A 21,137-nucleotide genomic window follows, 5' to 3' on the forward strand; every position below is an offset into this window, starting at 1 on the left:
TGGGGTGCGCGGGGGGGGGGGGGCCCCCGCCCACCGCCCGACCGGCGAACGCCGAACGCCGAACGCGGCCGACCGTCCCTCCCGCCCCGCGTCCCCTCCCGGGTGTTGTCCCCCGACGGTGGCGGGTCGGTCGCTCGATCGTGTCTATGTCGCGGTTCGAGGGTGCTTCGGGCATCGGGTCCGGACCAGCATGTCCGGGTGCACTTCGCACACTCCCGATGATTCGTTACGGAGATCCACGCATGCGCACCCTTGGAAGGCTGGCCATCGTCGCCGGCGCGACAGCGGCGGTCCTGTTCGCGGCCCCGGCGGCCTTCGCCGCCCCCGGCAACCTGGGGAACCTCGGCTCGCAGACCGGCACGCACGCCGGCTCGCCGACGGACGTCGTCAAGTTCCTCCCGACCCTGCCGCTGTTGAACGACACGCTCTCGGCCCTGAACACCGGCGTGAGCGGCCCGATGGGCACCGTGGGCAGCACCAGCAGCACCACCGCCGGTGGCGGTCAGAGCGCCGGCCTGGGTGGCGGGCTGGGCGCCCTGGGCGGACTGGGCGGCGGCCTGGGCGGCCTGACCGGCGCGCTCGGCGGCTGACCCCGCGCTCGAACCGGTGCGGCGGACCGGCTGGAGCGACCGGTCCGCTGCACCGATCAAGATCACAGCGACCACCCGCGTGAGCAGGCACACCCCATCTGGCAGGCTGACGCCCATGGCTGTCGGAACCCTGGTGCTGCTCCGCCACGGCGAGAGCGTCTGGAACGCGGAGAACCTGTTCACCGGCTGGGTGGACGTCCCCCTGTCGGAGAAGGGCGTCAACGAGGCGAAGCGCGGCGGCGCGCTGATGCGCGAGGCGGGGGTGCTGCCGGAGGTCTTGCACACGTCGCTCCTGCGGCGCGCGATCTCCACCGCGAACATCGCCCTCGACGCGGCCGACCGGCACTGGATCCCGGTGCGCCGGGACTGGCGCCTCAACGAGCGCCACTACGGCGCGCTCCAGGGCAAGAACAAGAAGCAGACCCTGGAGGAGTTCGGCGAGGAGCAGTTCATGCTCTGGCGCCGCTCCTACGACACCCCGCCGCCGCCCATCGAGACCGGCAGCGAGTTCAGCCAGGACAGCGACCCGCGCTACGCGGACCTCGGCGCCGACCTGCCGCTCACCGAGTGCCTGCTCGACGTGGTCAAGCGGATGATCCCCTACTGGGAGAGCGCCATCGTGCCCGACCTGCGGGCCGGCCGGACCGTCCTGGTCGCCGCGCACGGCAACTCGCTGCGCGCCCTGATCAAGCACCTCGACGGCATCTCGGACGAGGCCATCGCGGGCCTGAACGTGCCGACCGGCATCCCGCTGCGCTACGACCTGGACGAGGACCTCAAGCCGATCACCGCGGGCGGCACCTACCTGGACCCGGACGCGGCGGCCGACGCGATCAAGGCCGTGGCCAACCAGGGCCGCTGAACCAGGGGCCGCTGACCAGGGGCCGCTGACCAGGGCCGTTGAACCCAAGGGCCGTTGAGCCGGGCGCCGACCGGGTCCTAGACCAGGCCCAGCTCGCGGGCCCGCGCCCCGGCCTGGAACCGGGACGACGCGCCCAGCACGGTCATCAGCTCCGCCACGCGGCGGCGGTACGTGCGCAGGGACACCCCCAGCGCGCGGGCCGCCGCCGCGTCCGTCAACCCCCGGTTCAGCGCGTCCAGCACACCGGGCGCGAACGACCGCAGCTCCGCCACCCGGGCCTCGTGCACGGCCAGCTCCGTGCCCGCCCGCCAGGCCGCCTCGAACAGCGACGAGATCCCGTGCACCAGCTCGGGCGCGGTGACCACGCTGTAGCTGCGGGCGCCGTGGGCCTCGTCACCCGCCAGGATCGCCACCCGGCCGTCGAGCAGGATCGTCTCGTTCACGTCGTGCGCGCCGACCCGCACGTGCGCGCCGTGCCCGGCCATGACCCGCGCGTGGTCCGCCCACCTCGGGTCGAGCAGCGTGCTCAGCCGGAACAGCTTGCGCACCCGCAGGTCGGGCGCGTGCGGGGGCCGCGCGACGCCCGCGCGCGGGTGGGTGCCCATCCACGTGCGCAGGGCGTTCGCCGCGCAGGACAGCTCGCGCGTGGTCGCCGCGAACAGGTGCGCGGTCCGCTCGAACAACTCGGCCTCTCCCCGCACCACGGCCACCGCGCCCGCGCCGCCGGCCGTCGAACCCCGGTCCACACCCCCAGCATGGCAGCTAGCTGCCAAACCGAGCGGCGGCGGCCGGCGCCGGTGATCGTGGAACCCGTGCTGGAACTCAACCGCGTCGGTTACGGCGCCATGCAGCTCGCGGGCCCCAACGCCTTCGGCCCGCCCGCCGACCCCGAGAACGCCCGCGCCGTCCTGCGCCGCGCCGTCGAGCTCGGTGTCGACCACGTCGACACCAGCGACTACTACGGCCCGCACGTGGTCAACGAGCTGATCAAGGAGGCGCTCCACCCCTACCCCGAGCACCTGGTGATCGTCACCAAGGTCGGCTACCGCCGCACGCCCGACGGCGACTGGGTCCCCGCCCGCTCGCCCGCGCAACTGCGCGACGCCGTGCACGACAACCTGCGCCACCTGGGCGTGGAGCGGCTGGACGTGGTCAACCTCCGCGTCGGCGGCGCCGAGGACCCCGAGTCGGTCGAGGAGCCGTTCGCGGTGCTCGCCGAGCTGCGCGAGCAGGGCCTGGTCCGCGACCTCGGCCTGAGCAACGCGGGCGGGCGCCACCTCGACCAGGCGCTGCGGATCGCGCCCGTGGTGTGCGTGCAGAACCTGTTCAACGTCGCCGCGCGCCAGGACGAGCGGATGCTCGACCGCACGGCGGCGGAGGGCATCGCCTACGTCCCCTTCTTCCCGCTCGGCGGGTTCACCCCGATCCAGCACGGCGCCCTGGCGGAGGTCGCCGACCGGCACGGCGCGACCGCGCGGCAGGTCGCCCTGGCGTGGCTGCTGCACCGCGCGCCGAACGTGCTCCTCATCCCCGGCACGTCCTCGGCGCGTCACCTGGAGGAGAACCTGGCGTCGGCGGACCTGCACCTGTCCGAACAGGACCTGGCTCAATTGGACACGATTGGGTGAACTGCGGTCGACTGCCGGGAGAACATCGGTCCCGGACGTGTCGCAGGAGTCACGAACCGCGTTCGCGCACTAGGCCATACCCGCCCTGAGCTGCTTACCATGCGATCGTGACCGCAACGGGTTACTTCGTCCTGTCGATCGGCGCTCTGCTGATCGGCGGTGTGGCGTTCATCGTCGGCCGCGTCACCGCGCGTCCCCGCGACGACCGCCCCAAGGGCCTCACCGTCGCCGACCTGATGGCCATGGTGGTCCGCTCCTCCCACGACGGCATCGTGGTCCTCAACGGCTTCGGTGACGTGGTGCTGCACAACGCCAGGGCCGAGGAACTGGGCGTGGTCCGCGGCAACCGGGTGGACGAGCGGGCCCGCCGCGCCGCCGAACTGGCCCGCCAGGACGGCGGCGTGGTCTCGGTGGACCTGTCGTCGCTGGAGGTCATCAAGGGCCGGCAGCCCACCGCCGTGCACGCGGCGGTGAAGGTGCTGACCGAGGGCTTCGTCGTGGTCGAGGCGTCCGACGAGTCCGACGCCGTGCGGCTGGAGGCGACGCGGCGCGACTTCGTGGCCAACGTCAGCCACGAGCTGAAGACCCCGGTGGGCGCGCTGGCGCTGCTGGCCGAGGCGGTGCTGGACGCCTCCGACGACCAGGAGCAGGTGCGCCGGTTCAGCGCCAAGATCATGCAGGAGGCCACCAGGCTGGGCACGCTGGTGACCGAGCTGATCGCGCTGTCGCGGCTCCAGGGCGCGGAGAAGCTGCCCGAGCTGAGCCCCGTCGAGGTCGACGTGGTGATCAGCGAGGCGATGAGCCGCACCAAGCTCGCCGCCGAGCGCGCCGACATCGCCGTCACCACCGACGAGCCCAGCGGCCTGACCGTCGAGGGCGACCGGACGCTGCTGGTCACCGCGCTGACGAACCTGCTGGACAACGCGGTCGCGTACTCACCGCCGGGCAGCCCCGTCTCGGTCAGCCGCAAGCTCGTCGACGGGTTCGTCGAGATCGCCGTCACCGACCGCGGCATCGGCATCGCCGAGGACCAGCAGACCCGGGTGTTCGAGCGCTTCTACCGGGTCGACAAGGCCCGGTCGCGGGCCACCGGCGGCACGGGCCTCGGCCTGGCGATCGTCAAGCACGTCGCCAACAACCACGGTGGCGAGGTGAAGCTGTGGAGCCTGCCCGGCACCGGCTCCACGTTCACCCTGCGCCTCCCGGCCCACCCCGACGGGGACGAGCCGACCGCCGACCTGCGCAAGGCGGCGTTGACCGGGAACGGCCCGGTCGGGCAGGAGCTGACCACCGTGCCGACCGGCGCGGCGGGCAACCACGGAGGAGAGCTGTGACCAGGGTGCTCATCGTGGAGGACGAGGATTCCTTCGCCGATCCGCTCGCCTTCCTGCTGCGCAAGGAGGGCTTCACCGCGGCCCTCGCGGCCACCGGCCAGGAGGCGCTGGAGGAGTTCGACCGCAACGGCGCGGACATCGTGCTGCTGGACCTGATGCTGCCCGGCATGAGCGGCACCGACGTGTGCAAGCAGCTGCGCGCCCGCTCCGCCGTGCCGGTGATCATGGTCACCGCGCGGGACAGCGAGATCGACAAGGTCGTCGGCCTGGAGCTGGGCGCCGACGACTACGTCACCAAGCCGTACTCGGCGCGGGAGCTGATCGCCCGCATCCGCGCGGTGCTGCGCCGCGGCGGCGAGTCCGAGGAGCTGTTGCCGCAGGTCCTGGAGGCCGGCCCGGTGCGGATGGACGTCGAGCGGCACGTGGTGACCGTCGACGGCGCCGAGGTGAGCCTGCCGCTCAAGGAGTTCGACCTCCTGGAGTACCTGCTGCGCAACGTCGGCCGGGTCCTGACCCGCGGCCAGCTGATCGACCGGGTGTGGGGCGCGGACTACGTCGGCGACACCAAAACCCTGGACGTGCACGTCAAACGGCTGCGGTCGAAGATCGAGCCGGACCCGTCGGCCCCGCGGCACCTGGTGACCGTGCGCGGACTGGGATACAAGTTCGAGTCGTGATCACCCCGACCAGGTACGGTGCACCGCGTGCGCCTCGGGGTGCTTGACGTCGGTTCGAACACGGTCCACCTGTTGGTGGTGGACGCTCATCGGGGTGCCCACCCGACGCCGATGAGTTCGGAGAAGTCCGTGCTGCGCCTCGCGGAGCAGCTGGACGGCTCAGGCATGCTCTCGCGCCGGGGCGCGGACCAGCTCGTGCGCTCCGTCGCCGCGGCCAAGGCGGCGGCGGAGCGGCTGGACTGCGAGGACCTGATGGCGTTCGCCACGTCCGCGGTGCGCGAGGCCGGGAACTCGGCCGAGGTGCTGGAGCGGGTGCGCGGCGAGACCGGCGTCGACCTCCAGGTGCTGTCCGGCGAGGACGAGGCCCGGTACACGTTCCTCGCGGCGCGCCGCTGGTTCGGGTGGTCGGCGGGCCGGCTGCTGTGCCTGGACATCGGCGGCGGGTCGCTGGAGCTGGCCATCGGCGTGGACGAGGCGCCCGAGGAGGCGTTCTCGGTGCCCCTGGGCGCGGGCCGGCTGACGCGCACGCGGTTCGCGCACGACCCGCCGACGCGGGACGAGGTGCGCGAGACCGCCGAGTGGCTGACGGACCAGCTCGCACCGGTGGCCAAGAAGCTCCGCCGAGCGGGTGAACCCGATCGAGTGGTTGCGACTTCAAAGACCTTCCGGACGCTGGCGCGGTTGACCGGTGCCGCGCCATCATCTGCCGGGCCGCGCGCGCGGCGGGTGCTGACCGACGCCGGTCTGCGGCAGCTGATCGCGTTCATCTCGCGGATGCCGGCCGCCGACCTGGCGGAGCTCGAAGGGGTGAGCCCCAGCCGGGCGCACCAGCTCGTGGCGGGCGCGATGGTGGCGGAGGCCACCATGCGAGCCCTGTCACTGGGCGAACTGGAGATTTGCCCCTGGGCTCTGCGGGAAGGTGTCATCCTGCGCCGGCTGGACCACACTAATGGGCTGGACCAGGACGCCGCGGCGGGCCGTACCCGCCGGACGGGTGACACTGGACGGACTGGCCGCCACGGGGCACGGTGGAGTTGATGAGTCGAGAGAGCGAGTCGGAGCGGACCCAGCGCACCGTCGCGGAGTTGCTCGCCCAGTACGGCGGCGGCGCCGGCGAGGTGGCGCCGCGTCGGCGACGCCGACGGGCCGAGGACGCCTCGGACACCGCTCCGCAGGCGATCATCGAGCGGGTCAACTCCGACAGCGGGCGGTTGCTGCCGGTGCGGGACGAGCCGCCCGCGCAGCCCCTGCCGCCGTCACCGCCGCCGCCCCCGTCGCGGGAGGCCGAGGACGAGCTGGAGCGGACGGCCTACCAGCCGCCGGTCCAACCACCGGTCCAGCCGCCGCCCGCCGCCGTGCCGCCGGTGGCCGGGGCTCCCGGCGCGCCGCCCCGGGGCGAGCCGCCCTCCCGGCCGGCCCCGCCCGCCAAGCGGTCGCCGGTGAAACCGGAGCCGGGCGGGCGCAGGCGTGCGCCGGACGTCGACCCGGCCGAGGAGACGCGCATCGTCCCGCCGATCGTGGACGACTTCGAGGGGGAGCCGGTCAGGCCCGGCGCGCCCGCGCCGTCCGCGCCGGACCTCTCCCGGCTCAACCCGCAGGCCGGGGCCGAGGCGACCAGGCTCACCCCGCCGGTCGATCCCGACGCGACCAGGTTGACGCCGCCGGTCGGCCCCGAGGCGACCCGGCTGACGCCGCCGGTCGGCCCTGAGGCGACCAGGTTGACGCCGCCGGTCGGTCCCGAGGCGACCCGGCTCACGCCCCCGGTGGTGCCGGAGGCGGCCCGGACCAGCCTGGTCCGCCCGGTGTCGCCGCCCGTGCCGCCCGCGCCGCCGCGTGAACCGGTCACCGAGGTGCTGCCGCGGGTCCCGGACGAGCTGACGCCCAACGTGCCGCTGGAGTCGCTGCCCACCGAGTCGGTGCTGATCGTGCCGCCCGCGCCGCCGAAGCTGCCCGAGCCGCTGCCCGACCAGTCCGCGGAGGACTGGTTCGGCGACGACGTGCCCGAGGGCGGCCCCGACCTCGGCGACCGGCCCGAGCGCAATGACCGCGGTGACCGTGGTGACCGCGGTGCGCGCCCGGAACCGGAGAGCACCCAGTTCCACCCCTACGTCGACCTCGACGAGGAGGACGAGGACGACGACTACTCGTCCCCGTCCCGCGGTCGCCGCTTCGACGACGACGAGCCCGCCGGGCTCTCGGACGTGGACGAGGTGGACGACGAGCCCGAGGGCGACCGGTCGGCGGGCAAGGAGTGGCTGGTCATGCTCGGCCAGCTCGCCGTCGGCGTGGTCGGCGGCGCGGCGCTGTGGCTCGGCTTCAACTTCCTGTGGCGGACCCTGGCGCCCGCGGCCCTGGTCGTGGCGCTGGTGGTGACCGTCGGCCTGGTGATGCTGGTCCGCAAGATCCGCCGGGCCGACGACCTCCAGACCACCGTGCTGGCCGTGCTCGTCGGCCTGATCGTGACGGTCTCGCCGGCGGCGATGCTGCTGGTGAAGTCCTGATGCCGGTGGTGGGCTCGTGAACCCCGGCGGTGAGGACTCGATCCCGGTGGTGAGGACTTGATCCCGGTCGGCCTGTCCACGGCGGCCGTGTGGCCCCAACCCGCCGGCGCCGCGTTCGAGGCCGCCGCCGAGCTGGGGTACGACGGGGTCGAGGTCATGGTGTGGGCCGACCCGGTCAGCCAGGACGTGGGCGCGCTGCGGCGGCTGTCGAACCGGACCGGGGTGCCGGTGCTGGCGGTGCACGCGCCGTGCCTGCTGATCAGCCAGCGGGTGTGGTCGCCGGACCCGGCGGAGCGACTGCGGCGCAGCGTCGTGGCGGCCGGTGAGCTGGGCGCCCGCACGGTCGTGCTGCACCCGCCGTTCGCGTGGCAGCGGCGCTACGCCGAGGCGTTCCCCGAGCTGGTGGCGTCCCTGGAGGACGACAGCGGCGTGGCCATCGCGGTGGAGAACATGTTCCCGGTCCGCCGGCCCCTCGGGCGCGGCCGCTCGGTGCAGATCACCGCGTTCCGGCCGTCGATCGACCCGACCGACGTGGGCCACCGGAACTACACGCTGGACCTGTCGCACGCCTCCGCCGCGCACGTGGACGCGATGGAGCTGGCCAAGCGGATGGGCGACAACCTCACCCACGTCCACCTGGCCGACGGCTCCGGCCTGCCCAAGGACGAGCACCTCGTGCCGGGCCGGGGCACCCAGCCGTGCGCCGAGCTGCTGACCCACCTGGCCCGCACCGGCTTCACCGGCCAGGTCGTCCTGGAGGTCAACACCCGCCGCGCCCGCACGGCCCCCGACCGCACCGCCCTCCTGACCGAGTCCCTCACCTTCGCCCGCCGCCACCTCCCCACCTGACCCCTCCCGCGTGTCCTCCACTCAGGCATCGCGAGTCGTACGTTCAGGCATCGCGAGTCGTACGTTCAGGCCCGGTGAGTCGTACGGTCAGGCATTGCGAGTCGTACGGTCGGACCTGGTGAGTCGTACGGTCAGGCATTGCGAGTCGTACGGTCAGGACCCCCGAGTTCACCGTTCGGGTCCGTGAACCCCCGCGCGTGTCACGCGTTCGGGTCCGGCGTGTCGCGTGCCCCGGCGCGGTGGGCGAGGTATGCGCGACCGCGCTCGGGTTAGGGTCTTGATCGTGAATCCGTTGCGGACGCTGATCCTGGCCGCCGCGGGCAACGAGGCGCTGCGCCGGGTCGTCGCCACCGCGCCCGTCAGCCGCGACGTGGTGCGCCGGTTCGTGGCCGGCGAGACCGCCGCCGACGCGATCGACGTGGCCGGCCGCCTGGTGGGCGACGACCTGCGGGTCACCCTGGACCACCTCGGCGAGGACGCCGCCACCAGGTCCGCCGCCGAGCGGACCGTGTTGGCCCACCTGCGGCTCCTCGACGAGCTGCACGCCGTCGGCCTGGCCGCCGACGTCGAGGTCGGCGTGGCGCTGCCCGCCGTCGGGCTGGCGCTGAACGAGTCGCTGGCGCTGACCAACGCCTCCCGCATCTGCGCCGCCGCCGAGCAGGCCGGCACCACGGTCACCCTCGACGCGCGGCGCCACGACGAGGTCGAGCCCACCCTGCGCGTGCTGGCCGAGCTGCGCCGCGCGTGGCCGCTGACCGGCGTGGCCCTCCGGGCTCACCTGCGCCGCACCCCCGACGACTGCCGCGAGCTGGCCGGCACCCGCGTCCGGCTGTGCGAGGACGCGTGCGGCGGCACCGCGCACGGCGACCCCGCGTCGGTGGCCTTCACCGACCCGCACGAGGTGGACCTCAACTACGTCCGCTGCGCCAACACCCTGCTGGAGGGGTCCGGCCGCCCGGTGTTCGCCACCCACGACCCGAGGCTGGTGGAGATCGTCGCCGAACGCGCCCGCTGGTACAGCCGGCCCGTCGACGGCTTCGAGTACCAGCTGCCGTACGGCGTCCGCCCGGCCGCGCAACGGCACCTCGTCGCCGAGGGGCACGTGGTGCGCGTCCGCGTCCCGTACGGCGACCAGTGGTACGGCCACGTGGTGCGCGGCCTGGCCGAGCGCCCGGCGAACGCCGCGCCCTTCCTGCGCTCGCTGCTCGGCCGGTCGTGAGGAGTCCTGTGTCCTTCTCGGTAGCCAGTGCGGTCCGCCCGTTGGGCGACGGCACGTACACCGCGTCGCTGCCCGCCGGGTGGACGGTCGGGCCCAAACCGCACGGCGGGTTCCTGCTGGCGCTGCTGGCGCGGGCGGCCGTGGACGGCGCGCGGGCGGTGGTGCCCGACCAGCTCGCGCCGCTGTCGGTGAGCGCCCAGTTCCTGCGCGCGCCGGAGGTCGGCCCGGTGCTGATCAGGACGGAGGTGCGCAAGGCCGGGCGCACGGCGACCGTGGTGGCGGCCGTGCTGGAGCAGCGCGGGCGGAGCTGCGTGGAGGCGGTGGTGACGGTCGGGCGGATGCCGACCGAGCCGGCGGACTACGCCGACCTGCCGGACATGCCGGCCGCGCCGCCCGCGAACGCCGTGGACCTGGCGTCGATGGGGGCCGACGGGGTCTACAAGCTCGGGTCGGCGTGCGACGTGCGGCTGGACCCGGAGGGCGCCGGGTTCCTGGCGGGGGAGGTCGGCGGGCCGCTGGTGCTGCGGCTGTGGGCGCGCCCGCTCGACGGGCGGCCGGACCCGTACTTCGCGCTGGTCGCGGGCGACATCTCGATGCCGGTGACGTTCAACCTCGGCCGGTTCGGGTGGTCGCCGACGGTGCAGCTGACGGCGCTGCTGCGGGCCGAGCCCGCGCCCGGGTGGTTGCGGGTGCGCGTGTCGTGCAGCGCGGTGCACGGGCAGTGGTTCGACGAGGACGCCGTGGTCGTCGACTCGGCGGGGCGGCTCGTGTGCCAGGCGCGGCAGTTGGCGCTGACGCCCGCGGCGCCGGGAGGCGCGCTCCAGGGCTGAGCGGGTGGTGCCCGGGGTGGGGCGTTCGCGGGGTCCTGGTCGAGACAGGGGGCGAGCGGGTGCGGGATTCCGGGTTGGTGCGGCGTGGCAGGCTAAGGGCATGACGACCATCGCCGTGCTGGGGGCTGGCAAGATCGGTGAAGCCCTGCTGTCCGGGCTGTTGCAGGGCGGCCGCCAGGCTGATGAGCTGCTGTTCACCGAGAAGCACCCGGAGCGGGCCGCCGCCCTGACCGCGCGGTACGGCGTGGGGGGCACGGACGTGGCGGGCGCCGCCCAGCGGGCCGACGTGCTCGTGGTCGCGGTCAAGCCCCAGGACATCGAGCCGCTGCTCGACGAGCTGAACCCCGTGCTCAAGCCCGGGACGCTGGTCGTGTCGCTGTGCGCGGGCCTGCCGACCTCGCTGTTCGAGCGCCGGCTCCCCGACAGCACGCCGGTGGTCCGGGTCATGCCCAACACGCCGATGCTGGTCGGGCAGGCGATGAGCGCCATCTCCGCCGGCCGGTACGCGTCGGACGAGCACCTCGCGCTGGTCGAGGAGCTGCTGAGCACGGTCGGCCAGGTGGCGAGGGTGCCGGAGAGCCAGCAGGACGCCGTGACGGCGCTGTCCGGGTCCGGACCCGCGTACTTCTTCTACCTGGTCGAGGCCATGATCGACGCGGGCATCCTGCTCGGCATCCCGCGCGACCTCGCCGGGCGGCTTATCATCCAGTCGGCGGTCGGCGCGGCCACCATGCTGAACGAGGGCGACCAGCACCCGGTGATCCTCCGCGAGGCCGTCACGTCGCCCGCAGGCACCACCATCATGGCCATCCGCGAGCTGGAGAAGCACGGGGTGCGGGCCGCCATGCTGGCCGCGCTGGAGGCCGCCCGCGACCGTTCGGTCGAGCTCGGGCAGGCCCACGAAGAGGACTGATCAGGCCCACGAAGAGGACTGATTCCGCCATTGGCCGTCGCACCAGTCCCACGTGTCCCGTTACTCTCAGGGGAGCACGTGCGTGTCGAACCGTCGGTGGGGAAGCCGACGGCACGACGCGTGTCGAAGGACGCGGTGATCCATGCCTGCGGAGGAGAAGTCGCTCGGCCAAGTCAAGTTCCTGACGGTTGCCGAGGTCGCGCTCGTGATGCGCGTGTCGAAGATGACGGTGTACCGGTTGGTGCACTCCGGTGAGCTCACGGCGGTGCGCGTGGGCAAGTCGTTCAGGGTCCCTGAGAAGGCGGTGGACGAGTACCTGCGGAACGCCTACTTCGACGCCGGGTGACGGCTGTCGGGGCCGCCGGGTGACGCCCGGTGGAGCTGCCGGGTTGTGCTCGGCGGGGACGCCGGGTGGTGCCCGGTGGAGGAGGCGGTTGAGCGTGGGGTCGGTGGTCGGGGCGGGTGCCTGAGAGCCCGCGCCGGCCGCCGGGTAAAGTGATAGGCCGTTCGTGCCTGGTGTCGGCGCGCCCTCTTGACGGGTGTCTCCACCGGCGCGTGGAGAGCAACCGACGTCTAGTAGTGAAGGAACCCGCATGGGCTCGGTCATCAAGAAGCGCCGCAAGCGCATGTCGAAGAAGAAGCACCGCAAGCTGCTGCGCAAGACGCGGGTGCAGCGTCGCAAGCGCGGCAAGTAACCCCTGCGGGTTCTCACACCGCCGGTCCCCGGTCTCGTGCCGGGGTCGGCGGTGTTGCTGTTGGTGGGGGTTCCGAGGGGCTTGGGCGGGGTGTGAGGGCCTGGGTGGGGTGTGAGGGCGCGGGGGTGAGGGTTCGTTCCGCGGTGCTCCGGGTTGCGCCCTCCGGGTGATTGGTCGGTGGGGTGCCGGTGACCTGCGCTGAGGCCCTCCCGTTCCCGCCGTCCTTCGCGTCGGCGCGAACCCGGTTAGCATCGTCGAGTCGCAGCACCGGACATGGAGTCGCATGGCGCCCAAGGTCGTTCTCGTCACCGGTTGCAGCCGCTTCCTCGGCGGCCACCTCGCCGCGCGCTTCGCGGCCAACCCGGACATCGAGCGCGTGCTCGGCGTGGACACCGAGCCGCCGCCGCGTGACGTGCTGCGGCGGATGGGGCGCGCCGAGTTCGTGCGGGCCGACATCCGCAACCCCCTCATCGCGAAGGTCATCGCCACGGCGCAGGTCGACACGGTCGTCCACGCGTCGGTGAACGCGAACCCGGCCGGGCCGACCGGCCGCAGCGCGTTGAAGGAGATGAACGTCATCGGCACGATGCAGCTGCTGGCCGCGTGCCAGAAGTCGCCGCACGTGCGCAAGCTGGTGGTGAAGTCCACCAGCGCGGTGTACGGGTCCAGCTCGCGCGACCCGGCGGTGTTCACGGAGGACATGGGGCCCAAGGACCTGCCGTCCAGCGGGTACGCCAAGGACGCGGTGGAGGTCGAGGGCTACGTCCGCAGCTTCTCGCGGCGCCGACCGGACGTCGACGTGACCGCGCTGCGGTTCACGAACTTCATCGGGCCCCGCATCGACACGGTGCTGACCAGGTACTTCGCCCTGCCGGTCGTGCCGACGGTGCTGGGGTACGACGCGCGCGTGCAGCTCCTGCACTCCGAGGACGCGCTGGCGGTGCTGGAGCGGGCGACGCTGAACGAGCTGCCCGGGGTGTACAACGTGGGCGGCGACGGCGTGCTGCTGCTGTCGCAGGCCATCCGCCGGGCCGGGCGGGTGAACCTGAGGGTGCCCAGCGCGGCGGTGCCGACCATGGGGCGGTTCCTCCGGGGCGCCCGGTTGGTGGACTTCTCGCCGGACCAGATGAGGTTCCTCAACTGGGGGCGGGTGGTGGACACGACGTTGTTGAAGACCGAGTTCGGGTTCACGCCGAGGTGGACCACGCAGCAGGCGTTCGACGATTACGTGAGCGGGCGGGCGTTGCGGCCGTTGATCGACCCTGAGGTGGTGGCGGGGGTGGAGCGGAAGGTGCTCGACGCTGCTGCCCGGTGGCGTTAGCGGTCGGGTCGGGTCGGGTCGGGGTTTGGTCGGGGTGACGGCGAGGAGGTGGACGTGGCAGAGGCGCGGGTGATCCCGTTGCACGGTGCGGACCGGGAGGCGCCCCGACGACGGGGTGGTGCTCGGGCGGTCGAGCGGGTGTCCACCTCCGGGGACGGTGCTGGTGCTGGTGCGGAGGGTGGTGCTGGTGCTGGTGCGGAGGGTGGTGCTGGTGCTGGTGCGGAGGGTGGTGCTGGTGCCGGTGCCGAGACCGCCGCTGAGCGCCCCGCCGAGTGGGAGCGGCACCTGGCGGAGCTGCTGAGCTTCGCGCGCAGGCGGCTCCAGGGCGAGTACGAGGTGGACGAGTTCGGGTTCGACCCCGACCTCACCGACAACGTGCTCATGCCGCCGCTCCGGCCGCTGTACGAGAAGTGGTTCCGGGTGGAGACGATCGGCATGCACAACGTGCCCGCCCGGGGTGGGGCGTTGATCGTGGCCAACCACTCGGGGACGTTGCCCCTGGACGCCCTGATGACGGCGTTCGCGGTGCGGAACGAACACCCCGCGCGCAGGCACCTGCGGATGCTCGGGGCGGACCTGGTGTTCAAGACGCCGGTGCTGGGGGCGTTGGCGCGGAAGTCCGGGCAGACGCTGGCGTGCAACCCCGACGCGGAGCGGTTGCTGTGCTCCGGTGAGCTGGTCGGGGTGTGGCCCGAGGGGTTCAAGGGGATCGGGAAGCCGTTCAAGGACCGGTACAAGCTCCAGCGCTTCGGGCGTGGCGGGTTCGTCTCGGCGGCGTTGAACACCGGGGTGCCGATCATCCCGTGCTCGATCGTGGGCGCGGAGGAGATCTACCCGAAGATCGGTGACATCAAGGCGTTGGCCAGGTTGTTCGGGTTCCCCTACTTCCCGGTGACGCCGTTCTTCCCGTTGTTGGGGCCGCTGGGGGCGATCCCGCTGCCGTCGAAGTGGTACATCGAGTTCGGTGAGCCGATTCGGACGGATGAGTACGGGGAGCACGCGGCCGACGACCCGATGCTGGTGTTCAACCTGACCGACCAGGTGCGGGAGACGATCCAGCAGACCCTGTACCGGCTGCTCACGCAACGGCGAAACGTCTTCTTGGGCTGACCTTTCGGTTGTTTATGGGGTTCACGGGCTTTAAAAGCGGACGCTCGCCGCTGGGCAGGCCTCCGGGGGAGAAAAGCCTTGCCGCTCGTGGTCTCCCGCATGGCCTGCCTGAGGCAACCACCCTTGTCAAGGGGTGTCGCGAAAAGCGTGCGACACCCCTTGACAAGCGCGGTAGGGCTGCGCCCAGGCCATACGGGAGACCACGAGCCCCCAGCTTCACAAAAAGCCGCCCGTGTTTTCGTCGTGCTCCGGTCTCGTCGGCGTGTCCTCCAGTCGGACACCGCGTGTCCTCCAGTCGGACACCGCGAGTCGTACGTTCAGAACGTGCGAGTCGTACGTTCCGGTCGGGCGTGTCGTACGTTCAGGACCGGCGTGTCATGCGTTCAGTGCTCGCGTGTCATGCGTTCAGGACGCGCGTGTCATGCGGTCGGAGCCGGGGGCGGCTTGGGGCTAGCGGTCGCGGCGGCGGTAGGCGACTGTTGCTGCTACTGCGCCTGCCACTGCGCCGGCTCCCAGGACTGAGGGGACGCCGATTTTCGCCGCTTTGCGGCCCGTGCGGAAGTCGCGGATTTCCCAGCCTCGTTTGCGTGCCGTTTCGCGCAGGCCTGAGTCCGGGTTCACGGCTACTGCCGTGCCTACCACCGACAGCATGGGGACGTCGTTCACCGAGTCCGAGTAGGCGGTGCAGCGGCGCAGGTTCAGGCCTTCTTTGGCGGCCAGGGCGCGGACTGCGTGGGCTTTCGCGCGGCCGTGCAGGAGGTCTCCTACCAGGCGGCCCGTGTAGATCCCGTCCGAGCTTTCCGAGACCGTGCCCAGGGCTCCGGTCAGGCCCAGGCGGCGGGCGATGATCTGTGCCAGTTCCACCGGGGTGGCGGTGACCAGCCAGACGCGTTGGCCGGCGTCCAGGTGCATTTGGGCCAGGGCCTGGGTGCCGGTCCAGATCTTGTCGGCCATGAGTTCGTCGTAGATCTCCTCGCCCAGGGAGACGATTTCGGCCACCGAGCGGCCCGCGACGAACGAGAGGGCCTGTTCGCGGGACGCGGCGACGCTCTGCGGGTCTTCGCGGCCGCCCACGCGGAACTTGATCTGCTGCCAGGCGAAGCCCATGAGGTCGGAGTTCTTGAAGAACTTGCGGGCGGCCAGGCCCCGGGCGAAGTGGAAGATCGACGCGCCCATCATCATCGTGTTGTCGACGTCGAAGAAGGCCGCGGCGGTGAGGTCGGTGGTGCTGGGGTCGACGGTCGCCAGCGCGGCCTCGGCCGAGGCTTCGCCTGCCAGCGCGGCCAGCCTCTCCCGCTCGGCCGTGCCTTCCACACGCCTTTTCACCACGTCAGCGCCTCCCGGGGTCCGATGGGGACAGGGTAGCGATCAGCCGCCGAGGCCGGGCAGCGGTAGCGACGGCAGGGGCAACGTGGGCAACGGCAGGACGGGACCGCCCGGGGTCGTGGTGGTCGGCGGCACCGGTTGTGACGTTGGCGGGGCGTCGACGGTCGTGGTGGGCGCGGGGGTGTTCGGGGCGTTGGCGGTCGTGGTGGGGGCGCCCGGGGTGTCGACGTCGGGTGCGGTGGGTGATGCGGTGGGGGGCGCGGTGGGTGATGTCGTGGGGGCCGGCTGTCGGGGGGCGCACTCGTCCTCGGCGGGCAGGGGGCCCAGGTCGTCGGTTCCGCCGCACGTGGGTCGGGACTGGAGCGCGGTGGCGCGTTCGCCGATGTGCGCCAGCAGGTCGAGGGACGCGTCCGCGCGGGTGACGGCGTCCTGCGGCAGCACGGGGCGCAGCCGGGTCAGGCGCTCCGCCTGCGAGCCGGCCCAGTCGCGCAGGTCCTCCAGGGCGCGCCGGTCCGAGCCCGACCCGAACGCGGTCAGCACGCGGGAACCCGCGGCGGCGTCGGTGTCGAAGTCGGCCAGCGCCGTCAGGTAGCCGCCGAGGGGGCCGTCGCCCGAGTACCGGTCGGCCAGGGTCTCCACCTCGGTGAGGCGCGCGGAGGCGAACTCCAGGAGCTTGTAGCCCTTGGAGTCCTCGCCGAAGGTCAGGCCCAGCGAGGCCGACTCGGCGGTCCGCTTCACGCCGTACAGCGCGTCGCCCGGCAGCGCGTCGCGGCTGAGCAGGAGGCTCATGCCGGCCAGCGAGAACACCAGGCACAGCGCGGCGGCCAGCGCGACCGCTAATCGGCCTCGGGCGCCTGACCGGGGGCGGCGGGAGTCGAGCTTGGTCGGGGGTGTGGCCGCGCCGAGGACCCGTTCGCGCATCCGGGCCTTGGCGGCCTCGTCGGGGCCCGACGTGACTGCGGCTTCACGCAGCAGCGCCACGACCGCCAGCTCGTCGGCGAACGCCTCGTCGCCCGGCTCGGGATGCGCGTCGACGGCGCGGGCGAACTGCTCGCGCTGCCTGTGACGCCACAACGGCGTGATCCCTCTGCCCACCATCCCGCACCGTTCCCGAGCGATCCTGACCCGAACAACGAACCGGGCGCCACCGGGGTTACGCGCGCAGCCAGTTCGGCAGCAGTTGGGCCAGCCTGCGCACGGCCCGGTGTTGCAGGGCCTTGATCGCACCCTCGTTGCGGCCCATCCTCGCGGCCGTCTCCGCGACGGACAAGCCCTGGATGAAACGCAGTGTGATGCACTCCCGTTGATCGTCACCCAGTTGGCCTACGCAGCGGAGCAGTTCCGCGTTGGTCGCCCCGGTCAGGACCTCGTCTTCCGGACCGTCCGTGACCTCGCGGTTGTCGGTCAGCTCGGCGGTGGTGACCTCCAGCCGGTAGCGGCTGGACTTCACGTGGTCGAAGACGATGTTGCGGGCGATGGTGACGAACCACGCGCCGACGTCGCGGCCCTGGTAGCTGATCGAGCGGATGCTGCGCAGCGCCCGCAGGAACGTCTCGCTGGTCACGTCCTCGGCCAGCGTCCGATCGCCCACGCGGAACAGCACGTACCGGTACACGACGTCGACGTACCGGTCGTAGAGCGCGCCGAACGCGTCCGTGTCGCCGTCCTGTGCGGCACGGACCAGGACCCACGGCTCGTCCGCCGCTTCGCTCTCCACGCTCACGATCGTGCTTGACCGCCCTCCCGTGCTCCACATCGATCGGAGCGCGCGGATGTTTCGGACGGGGTTCTCGCGTGCCCTCGCGGTCATCGGCTCGCGGCACCTCCAGGGAGTCGCCGTCCAGGCAGCATACGTGTTGTTACTCCGTAGTAGGTAGCGGCAACCGGTCTCGAGCCTGAGACGCGGACGGAGGCACTTCGTGACGCCGGTCGCGCGTGACAGACTGCGCGGAGGCACCCCGTGGTCCCCCAGGAGGTCGAGTTGACCGCATCCGCACGCAACGTCGCCGACCTGGTTCGCGCCTCCGCGCACCGAGGACCCAAGCACGTCGCACTGGTGGATGTCACCACTTCCGACAGCTGGACGTGGGCGGAGTTCGACGCCGCCGTGGACGGCGAGGCGCGTCGCCTGGTCGGGGCGGGCGTCGAACCCGGCGACCGGGTGGTCGTGCGGCTGCCGACCGGCCCGGCGTTCTGCGTGGCCGTGTTCGGCGTGCTGCGCGCGGGCGGGGTCCTGGTGCCCGCCGGGCCGGGCCAGCCGGCGCGCGAGCTGGCGCGGCTGGTCGAGGACAGCGGGGCGCGGCTGCTGGTCGGCGACGCCGGCGAGGTCGACGTCGAGGCGCTGCCCGCGCCGGGGTTCGCACCGGGCGAGGAGTTCGCCGCCGTCGGGTCCGGCGAGGACCTGGCCGTGCTCGGCTACACGTCGGGGACGTCCGGCACGCCGCGCGGCGCGATGCTGTCGCACCGGGCGCTGCTGGCCAACGTCGAGCAGTGCGCGTCCCTGCGGCCCGCGCCGGTCACCGCGGGCGACCGGGTGCTGCTGGCGCTGCCCCTGTTCCACGTCTACGGGCTCGGGCCGGGGTTGTTGCAGGTCGCGGGCGCGGGCGCGACGGCGGTGCTGCTGGAGCGGTTCGACCCGGACCAGGCGCTGACCGCGATCCGCGAGCACCGGGTGACCACGCTGGTGGGCGTGCCGCCGATGTACCAGGCGATCCTGGCCCAGCCGGTCGAGCGGCTGCGGGAGGACCTGGCGACCGTGCGGCTGTTCACCTCCGGCGCCGCGCCGCTGGCGGCCGGCGTGCTGGACGGGGTGCGGCGGGCCGTGGGCCTGCCGGTGTACGAGGGGTACGGGCTGACCGAGACCGGGCCCGTGCTGACCACGACGCTGGCCGGCGAGCCGAAGGCCGGTTCGGTCGGCCGGGCGCTGCCGGGCGTGGAGGTGCGGCTGGTCGACTCCGACGGCCGGCCGCTCGACGAGGACGACGAGCCGGGCACCGGGCTGGTGTCGGCGCGGGGCGCGAACCTGTTCAGCGGGTACTGGCCGGACGGCGCGCACGGCCCGGACGCGGAGGGCTGGTTCCGCACCGGCGACGTGGGCTACCTGGACGCCGACGGCGACCTGCACCTGGTGGACCGGGCGGGCGACCTGATCATCGTCAACGGGTTCAACGTCTACCCGCACGAGGTCGAGCAGGTGGTCAACGAGCTGCCCGGGGTGGCCGAGTCGGCGGCGGTCGGCGTGCCGGACGAGCGGACCGGCGAGTCGGTCAAGGTCGTGGTGGTGCCGGTCGAGGGCGGCGACCTGACCGAGGAGGCGGTGAAGGAGCACTGCGCGGAGCGGCTGGCCAAGTTCAAGGTGCCGACCGCGGTGGAGTTCGCCGACGCGCTGCCGCACTCGCCGACCGGGAAGCTGGCGCGGGCGCGGTTGAGGCTGCCTCTAGCCTGACGGGGTGAGCCACCACGTCACGTTGGTCAGCCGGGTCGACTGCCACGCCTGCGAGCGCGCCAGGGCCGAGATCGAGCGGATCTGCGGGGAGCTGGGCGTGCCCTGGGACGAGCAGGACGTCGACGCCGACCGCGAGCTGCGCGCCGAGTACGGCGACCGGGTGCCGGTGTTCCTGGTCGACGGGCGGGAGCACGGGTACTGGGAGGTCGAGGAGGACCGGTTGCGGGCCGCGCTGGCCTGATTACCGACGTCTTACGGTTCGGGTGAACCGGAGCGCCGCGGGTGTCGAATCCCGGGTATGACCCGCTGGACCGCCGCCCTCACCGGACTGCTCGGCGTGGCCGCCGCCCTGGCGGCCGGGCACCTCGTCGCGGCGCTGGTCGGGCCGCCCGCCTCGCCGTTCCTCGCCGTCGGCAACACCGCGATCGACCTCACGCCGCCCTGGCTGAAGGACTTCGCGGTCCGGACCTTCGGCACCTACGACAAGCTCGTGCTGCTGGTCGGCATGGCCGTGGTGCTCGCGGTCGCGGCCGTGGTCGCGGGGTTGCTGTCCCGGAGGTCGGCGACGCCGGGGACGGTGCTGGCGGTCGTCCTGGGGCTGCTCGGCGTGGCCGCCGTGCTGCACCGGCCGGACGTGGGCCTGCTGGGCGTCCTCGCCCCGGTCGCGAGCCTGGTCGTCGGGGTCGCGGTGTTCCGGTGGCTCCACGCGTCCTCGCGGGCGGAGGTCGAGGGGCGCCGGGCGTTCCTGGTGGCCTCCGGCGCGGCGGTGGTGGCCGGGCTGGGCGGGCAGCTGCTGGGCAACCGGGTGGACGTGGAGGCGTCGCGGCGGGCGGTGGGCGACCTCACGCCCGCGCGGCCCGCGCCCCCGCTGCCGGAGGGCGTCGACTTCGCCGCCGAGGGCACGCCGTCGTTCATCACGCCCAACCGCGACTTCTACCGGGTCGACGTGGCGCTGAGCGTGCCGCGGGTGCGGGCCGAGGACTGGGTGCTGCGCGTGCACGGCCTGGTGGACCGCGAGCTGAACCTGCGCTACGCCGACCTGAGCCGCCGTGACCTGGTCGAACGCACCATCACGATGACCTGCGTGTCCAACGAGGTCGGCGGGCCTTACGTCTCGACCGCCCGCTTCGTGGGCGTGCCGCTGCGGGACGTGCTGTTGGAAGCGGGCGTGCGGCCGGGGGCCGACCAGCTCTTCTCCACCAGCGCCGACGGCTGGACCGCGGGCACGCCGGTGGACGTGGTCCTGGAGGCCGACCGGGGCGCGCTGATCGCGCTGGGCATGAACGGCGAGCCGCTGCCGCTGGAGCACGGCTTCCCGGCGCGGCTGGTCGTGCCCGGCCTGTACGGCTACGTGTCGGCCACCAAGTGGGTCGTCGACCTGGAGCTGACCACGTTCGCGGCCAAGCGCGCGTACTGGCTGGAGCGCGGGTGGGCGGAGCGCGCCCCGATCAAGGTCATGTCCCGCATCGACAGCCCGGAGGGGCTGGCCACGGTGACGGGGAAAGTCGTGGTGGCGGGGGTGGCGTGGGCGCAGCCGACCGGCGTGGCGAAGGTCGAGGTGCGCGTGGACGGCGGGCCGTGGCGGACCGCCCGGCTGGCCGCCGAGGTCGACGGCTCGACGTGGCGCATGTGGCGGGTCGAGCTGGACCTCGCGCCCGGCGGTCACACCGTCGAGGCGCGCGCCACGGACCGGTCCGGCTTCACCCAGCCGCAGGCCCGGCTGGCGCCCGTGCCGGACGGCGCGACCGGGTGGCACTCGATTTTCTTCACGGTCGGGTGATTTCCCCCGAACCGGAACGGCCTGAGGATCGAATGCCTCAGTGACTACCGAATCCGG

General features: G+C 73.0%; 22 protein-coding genes. 18 read left to right on the plus strand and 4 right to left on the minus strand.

What is annotated here, in order from left to right:
* The first annotated feature begins 242 nt into the window (after window positions 1-242).
* Both ACFV4N_RS03360 and ACFV4N_RS03365 read left to right on the plus strand, forming a co-directional pair.
* Window positions 243-590, plus strand: a complete 348-nt coding sequence (locus ACFV4N_RS03360) for a hypothetical protein (RefSeq protein ID WP_499670875.1) — start codon at window positions 243-245, stop codon at window positions 588-590.
* 115 nt (window positions 591-705) lie between these two features.
* Entirely contained in the window at window positions 706-1,452 is a 747-nt protein-coding gene (locus tag ACFV4N_RS03365; protein WP_499670876.1) for a phosphoglyceromutase, read from the plus strand.
* Window positions 1,453-1,529: 77 nt separating this feature from the next.
* On the opposite strand, the gene ACFV4N_RS03370 is transcribed toward ACFV4N_RS03365, so the two are convergent.
* Window positions 1,530-2,198, minus strand: a complete 669-nt coding sequence (locus ACFV4N_RS03370) for a DNA-binding response regulator (protein ID WP_499670877.1) — start codon at window positions 2,196-2,198, stop codon at window positions 1,530-1,532.
* Window positions 2,199-2,207: 9 nt separating this feature from the next.
* Between ACFV4N_RS03370 and ACFV4N_RS03375 the strand changes: the two genes are divergently transcribed.
* From ACFV4N_RS03375 to ACFV4N_RS03435, 13 genes are all read left to right on the plus strand, one after another.
* Window positions 2,208-3,080, plus strand: coding sequence for an oxidoreductase (locus tag ACFV4N_RS03375; RefSeq protein ID WP_499670878.1), 873 nt, complete (start codon window positions 2,208-2,210; stop codon window positions 3,078-3,080).
* 107 nt (window positions 3,081-3,187) lie between these two features.
* A complete protein-coding gene (locus ACFV4N_RS03380) occupies window positions 3,188-4,414 on the plus strand; it encodes a sensor histidine kinase (RefSeq protein ID WP_499670879.1) in 1,227 nt (408 codons plus the stop codon).
* Window positions 4,411-5,091, plus strand: coding sequence for a response regulator (locus tag ACFV4N_RS03385; protein ID WP_344036284.1), 681 nt, complete (start codon window positions 4,411-4,413; stop codon window positions 5,089-5,091). Before ACFV4N_RS03380 ends, ACFV4N_RS03385 begins: the two co-directional genes overlap by 4 nt.
* 27 nt (window positions 5,092-5,118) lie before the next feature.
* Window positions 5,119-6,129: a Ppx/GppA family phosphatase gene (locus ACFV4N_RS03390; RefSeq protein WP_499670880.1), complete on the plus strand. Its 1,011-nt coding sequence runs from the start codon at window positions 5,119-5,121 to the stop codon at window positions 6,127-6,129.
* Window positions 6,129-7,592: an Rv0497 family membrane protein gene (locus ACFV4N_RS03395; RefSeq protein WP_499670881.1), complete on the plus strand. Its 1,464-nt coding sequence runs from the start codon at window positions 6,129-6,131 to the stop codon at window positions 7,590-7,592. The genes ACFV4N_RS03390 and ACFV4N_RS03395 overlap by 1 nt, the downstream gene beginning before the upstream one ends.
* 57 nt (window positions 7,593-7,649) lie before the next feature.
* Entirely contained in the window at window positions 7,650-8,441 is a 792-nt protein-coding gene (locus tag ACFV4N_RS03400) for a sugar phosphate isomerase/epimerase family protein (RefSeq protein ID WP_499670882.1), read from the plus strand.
* A gap of 283 nt (window positions 8,442-8,724) precedes the next feature.
* A complete protein-coding gene (locus tag ACFV4N_RS03405) occupies window positions 8,725-9,660 on the plus strand; it encodes a proline dehydrogenase family protein (protein WP_499670883.1) in 936 nt (311 codons plus the stop codon).
* Window positions 9,661-9,668: 8 nt separating this feature from the next.
* Complete coding sequence (locus ACFV4N_RS03410; protein ID WP_499670884.1) at window positions 9,669-10,490, plus strand: thioesterase family protein; 822 nt, start codon at window positions 9,669-9,671, stop codon at window positions 10,488-10,490.
* A gap of 100 nt (window positions 10,491-10,590) precedes the next feature.
* On the plus strand, window positions 10,591-11,403 hold the full coding sequence (gene proC, locus ACFV4N_RS03415; protein ID WP_499670885.1) for a pyrroline-5-carboxylate reductase: 813 nt from the start codon (window positions 10,591-10,593) through the stop codon (window positions 11,401-11,403).
* A gap of 142 nt (window positions 11,404-11,545) precedes the next feature.
* Window positions 11,546-11,749 carry a helix-turn-helix domain-containing protein gene (locus ACFV4N_RS03420; RefSeq protein ID WP_033428478.1) on the plus strand — a complete coding sequence of 68 codons (204 nt, stop codon included), beginning with the start codon at window positions 11,546-11,548 and terminating at the stop codon, window positions 11,747-11,749.
* Window positions 11,750-11,996: 247 nt separating this feature from the next.
* Window positions 11,997-12,098, plus strand: coding sequence for a 30S ribosomal protein bS22 (locus ACFV4N_RS03425; protein ID WP_015105422.1), 102 nt, complete (start codon window positions 11,997-11,999; stop codon window positions 12,096-12,098).
* A 283-nt stretch (window positions 12,099-12,381) separates the two neighbouring features.
* Window positions 12,382-13,419: an NAD-dependent epimerase/dehydratase family protein gene (locus ACFV4N_RS03430; RefSeq protein WP_499670886.1), complete on the plus strand. Its 1,038-nt coding sequence runs from the start codon at window positions 12,382-12,384 to the stop codon at window positions 13,417-13,419.
* A 54-nt stretch (window positions 13,420-13,473) separates the two neighbouring features.
* Window positions 13,474-14,529, plus strand: coding sequence for a lysophospholipid acyltransferase family protein (locus ACFV4N_RS03435; protein WP_499670887.1), 1,056 nt, complete (start codon window positions 13,474-13,476; stop codon window positions 14,527-14,529).
* 450 nt (window positions 14,530-14,979) lie between these two features.
* Here ACFV4N_RS03435 and ACFV4N_RS03440 read toward each other — a convergent pair whose 3' ends face one another.
* From ACFV4N_RS03440 to ACFV4N_RS03450, 3 genes are all read right to left on the minus strand, one after another.
* A complete protein-coding gene (locus ACFV4N_RS03440) occupies window positions 14,980-15,843 on the minus strand; it encodes an HAD family hydrolase (RefSeq protein WP_499670888.1) in 864 nt (287 codons plus the stop codon).
* A gap of 54 nt (window positions 15,844-15,897) precedes the next feature.
* Window positions 15,898-16,929, minus strand: coding sequence for a DUF5667 domain-containing protein (locus ACFV4N_RS03445; RefSeq protein ID WP_499670889.1), 1,032 nt, complete (start codon window positions 16,927-16,929; stop codon window positions 15,898-15,900).
* Between the two features lie 79 nt (window positions 16,930-17,008).
* Window positions 17,009-17,611: a sigma-70 family RNA polymerase sigma factor gene (locus ACFV4N_RS03450; protein WP_499670890.1), complete on the minus strand. Its 603-nt coding sequence runs from the start codon at window positions 17,609-17,611 to the stop codon at window positions 17,009-17,011.
* 225 nt (window positions 17,612-17,836) lie between these two features.
* Here ACFV4N_RS03450 and ACFV4N_RS03455 point away from each other — a divergent pair, with 225 nt between their 5' ends.
* From ACFV4N_RS03455 to ACFV4N_RS03465, 3 genes are read left to right on the plus strand one after another with little or no spacing between them, the layout of a single operon-like run.
* Complete coding sequence (locus ACFV4N_RS03455; protein ID WP_499670891.1) at window positions 17,837-19,300, plus strand: AMP-binding protein; 1,464 nt, start codon at window positions 17,837-17,839, stop codon at window positions 19,298-19,300.
* A gap of 4 nt (window positions 19,301-19,304) precedes the next feature.
* Complete coding sequence (locus ACFV4N_RS03460) at window positions 19,305-19,541, plus strand: glutaredoxin family protein (RefSeq protein WP_499670892.1); 237 nt, start codon at window positions 19,305-19,307, stop codon at window positions 19,539-19,541.
* A gap of 57 nt (window positions 19,542-19,598) precedes the next feature.
* On the plus strand, window positions 19,599-21,080 hold the full coding sequence (locus ACFV4N_RS03465; RefSeq protein WP_499670893.1) for a molybdopterin-dependent oxidoreductase: 1,482 nt from the start codon (window positions 19,599-19,601) through the stop codon (window positions 21,078-21,080).
* Window positions 21,081-21,137 lie beyond the last annotated feature (57 nt).

Source organism: Actinosynnema sp. NPDC059797 (assembly GCF_042732085.1).
Lineage (GTDB): Bacteria > Actinomycetota > Actinomycetes > Mycobacteriales > Pseudonocardiaceae > Actinosynnema.

Excerpts from the sequence above, each read along its gene's own strand:
- ACFV4N_RS03465 (WP_499670893.1), top strand. The coding sequence starts at position 19,599 with ATGACCCGCTGGACCGCCGCCCTCACCGGACTGCTCGGCGTGGCCGCC.
- ACFV4N_RS03365 (WP_499670876.1), top strand. The coding sequence starts at position 706 with ATGGCTGTCGGAACCCTGGTGCTGCTCCGCCACGGCGAGAGCGTCTGG.
- ACFV4N_RS03420 (WP_033428478.1), top strand. The coding sequence starts at position 11,546 with ATGCCTGCGGAGGAGAAGTCGCTCGGCCAAGTCAAGTTCCTGACGGTT.
- ACFV4N_RS03360 (WP_499670875.1), top strand. The coding sequence starts at position 243 with ATGCGCACCCTTGGAAGGCTGGCCATCGTCGCCGGCGCGACAGCGGCG.
- ACFV4N_RS03450 (WP_499670890.1), bottom strand. The coding sequence starts at position 17,611 with ATGTGGAGCACGGGAGGGCGGTCAAGCACGATCGTGAGCGTGGAGAGC.
- proC (WP_499670885.1), top strand. The coding sequence starts at position 10,591 with ATGACGACCATCGCCGTGCTGGGGGCTGGCAAGATCGGTGAAGCCCTG.
- ACFV4N_RS03375 (WP_499670878.1), top strand. The coding sequence starts at position 2,208 with ATGGCAGCTAGCTGCCAAACCGAGCGGCGGCGGCCGGCGCCGGTGATC.
- ACFV4N_RS03425 (WP_015105422.1), top strand. The coding sequence starts at position 11,997 with ATGGGCTCGGTCATCAAGAAGCGCCGCAAGCGCATGTCGAAGAAGAAG.
- ACFV4N_RS03395 (WP_499670881.1), top strand. The coding sequence starts at position 6,129 with ATGAGTCGAGAGAGCGAGTCGGAGCGGACCCAGCGCACCGTCGCGGAG.
- ACFV4N_RS03430 (WP_499670886.1), top strand. The coding sequence starts at position 12,382 with ATGGCGCCCAAGGTCGTTCTCGTCACCGGTTGCAGCCGCTTCCTCGGC.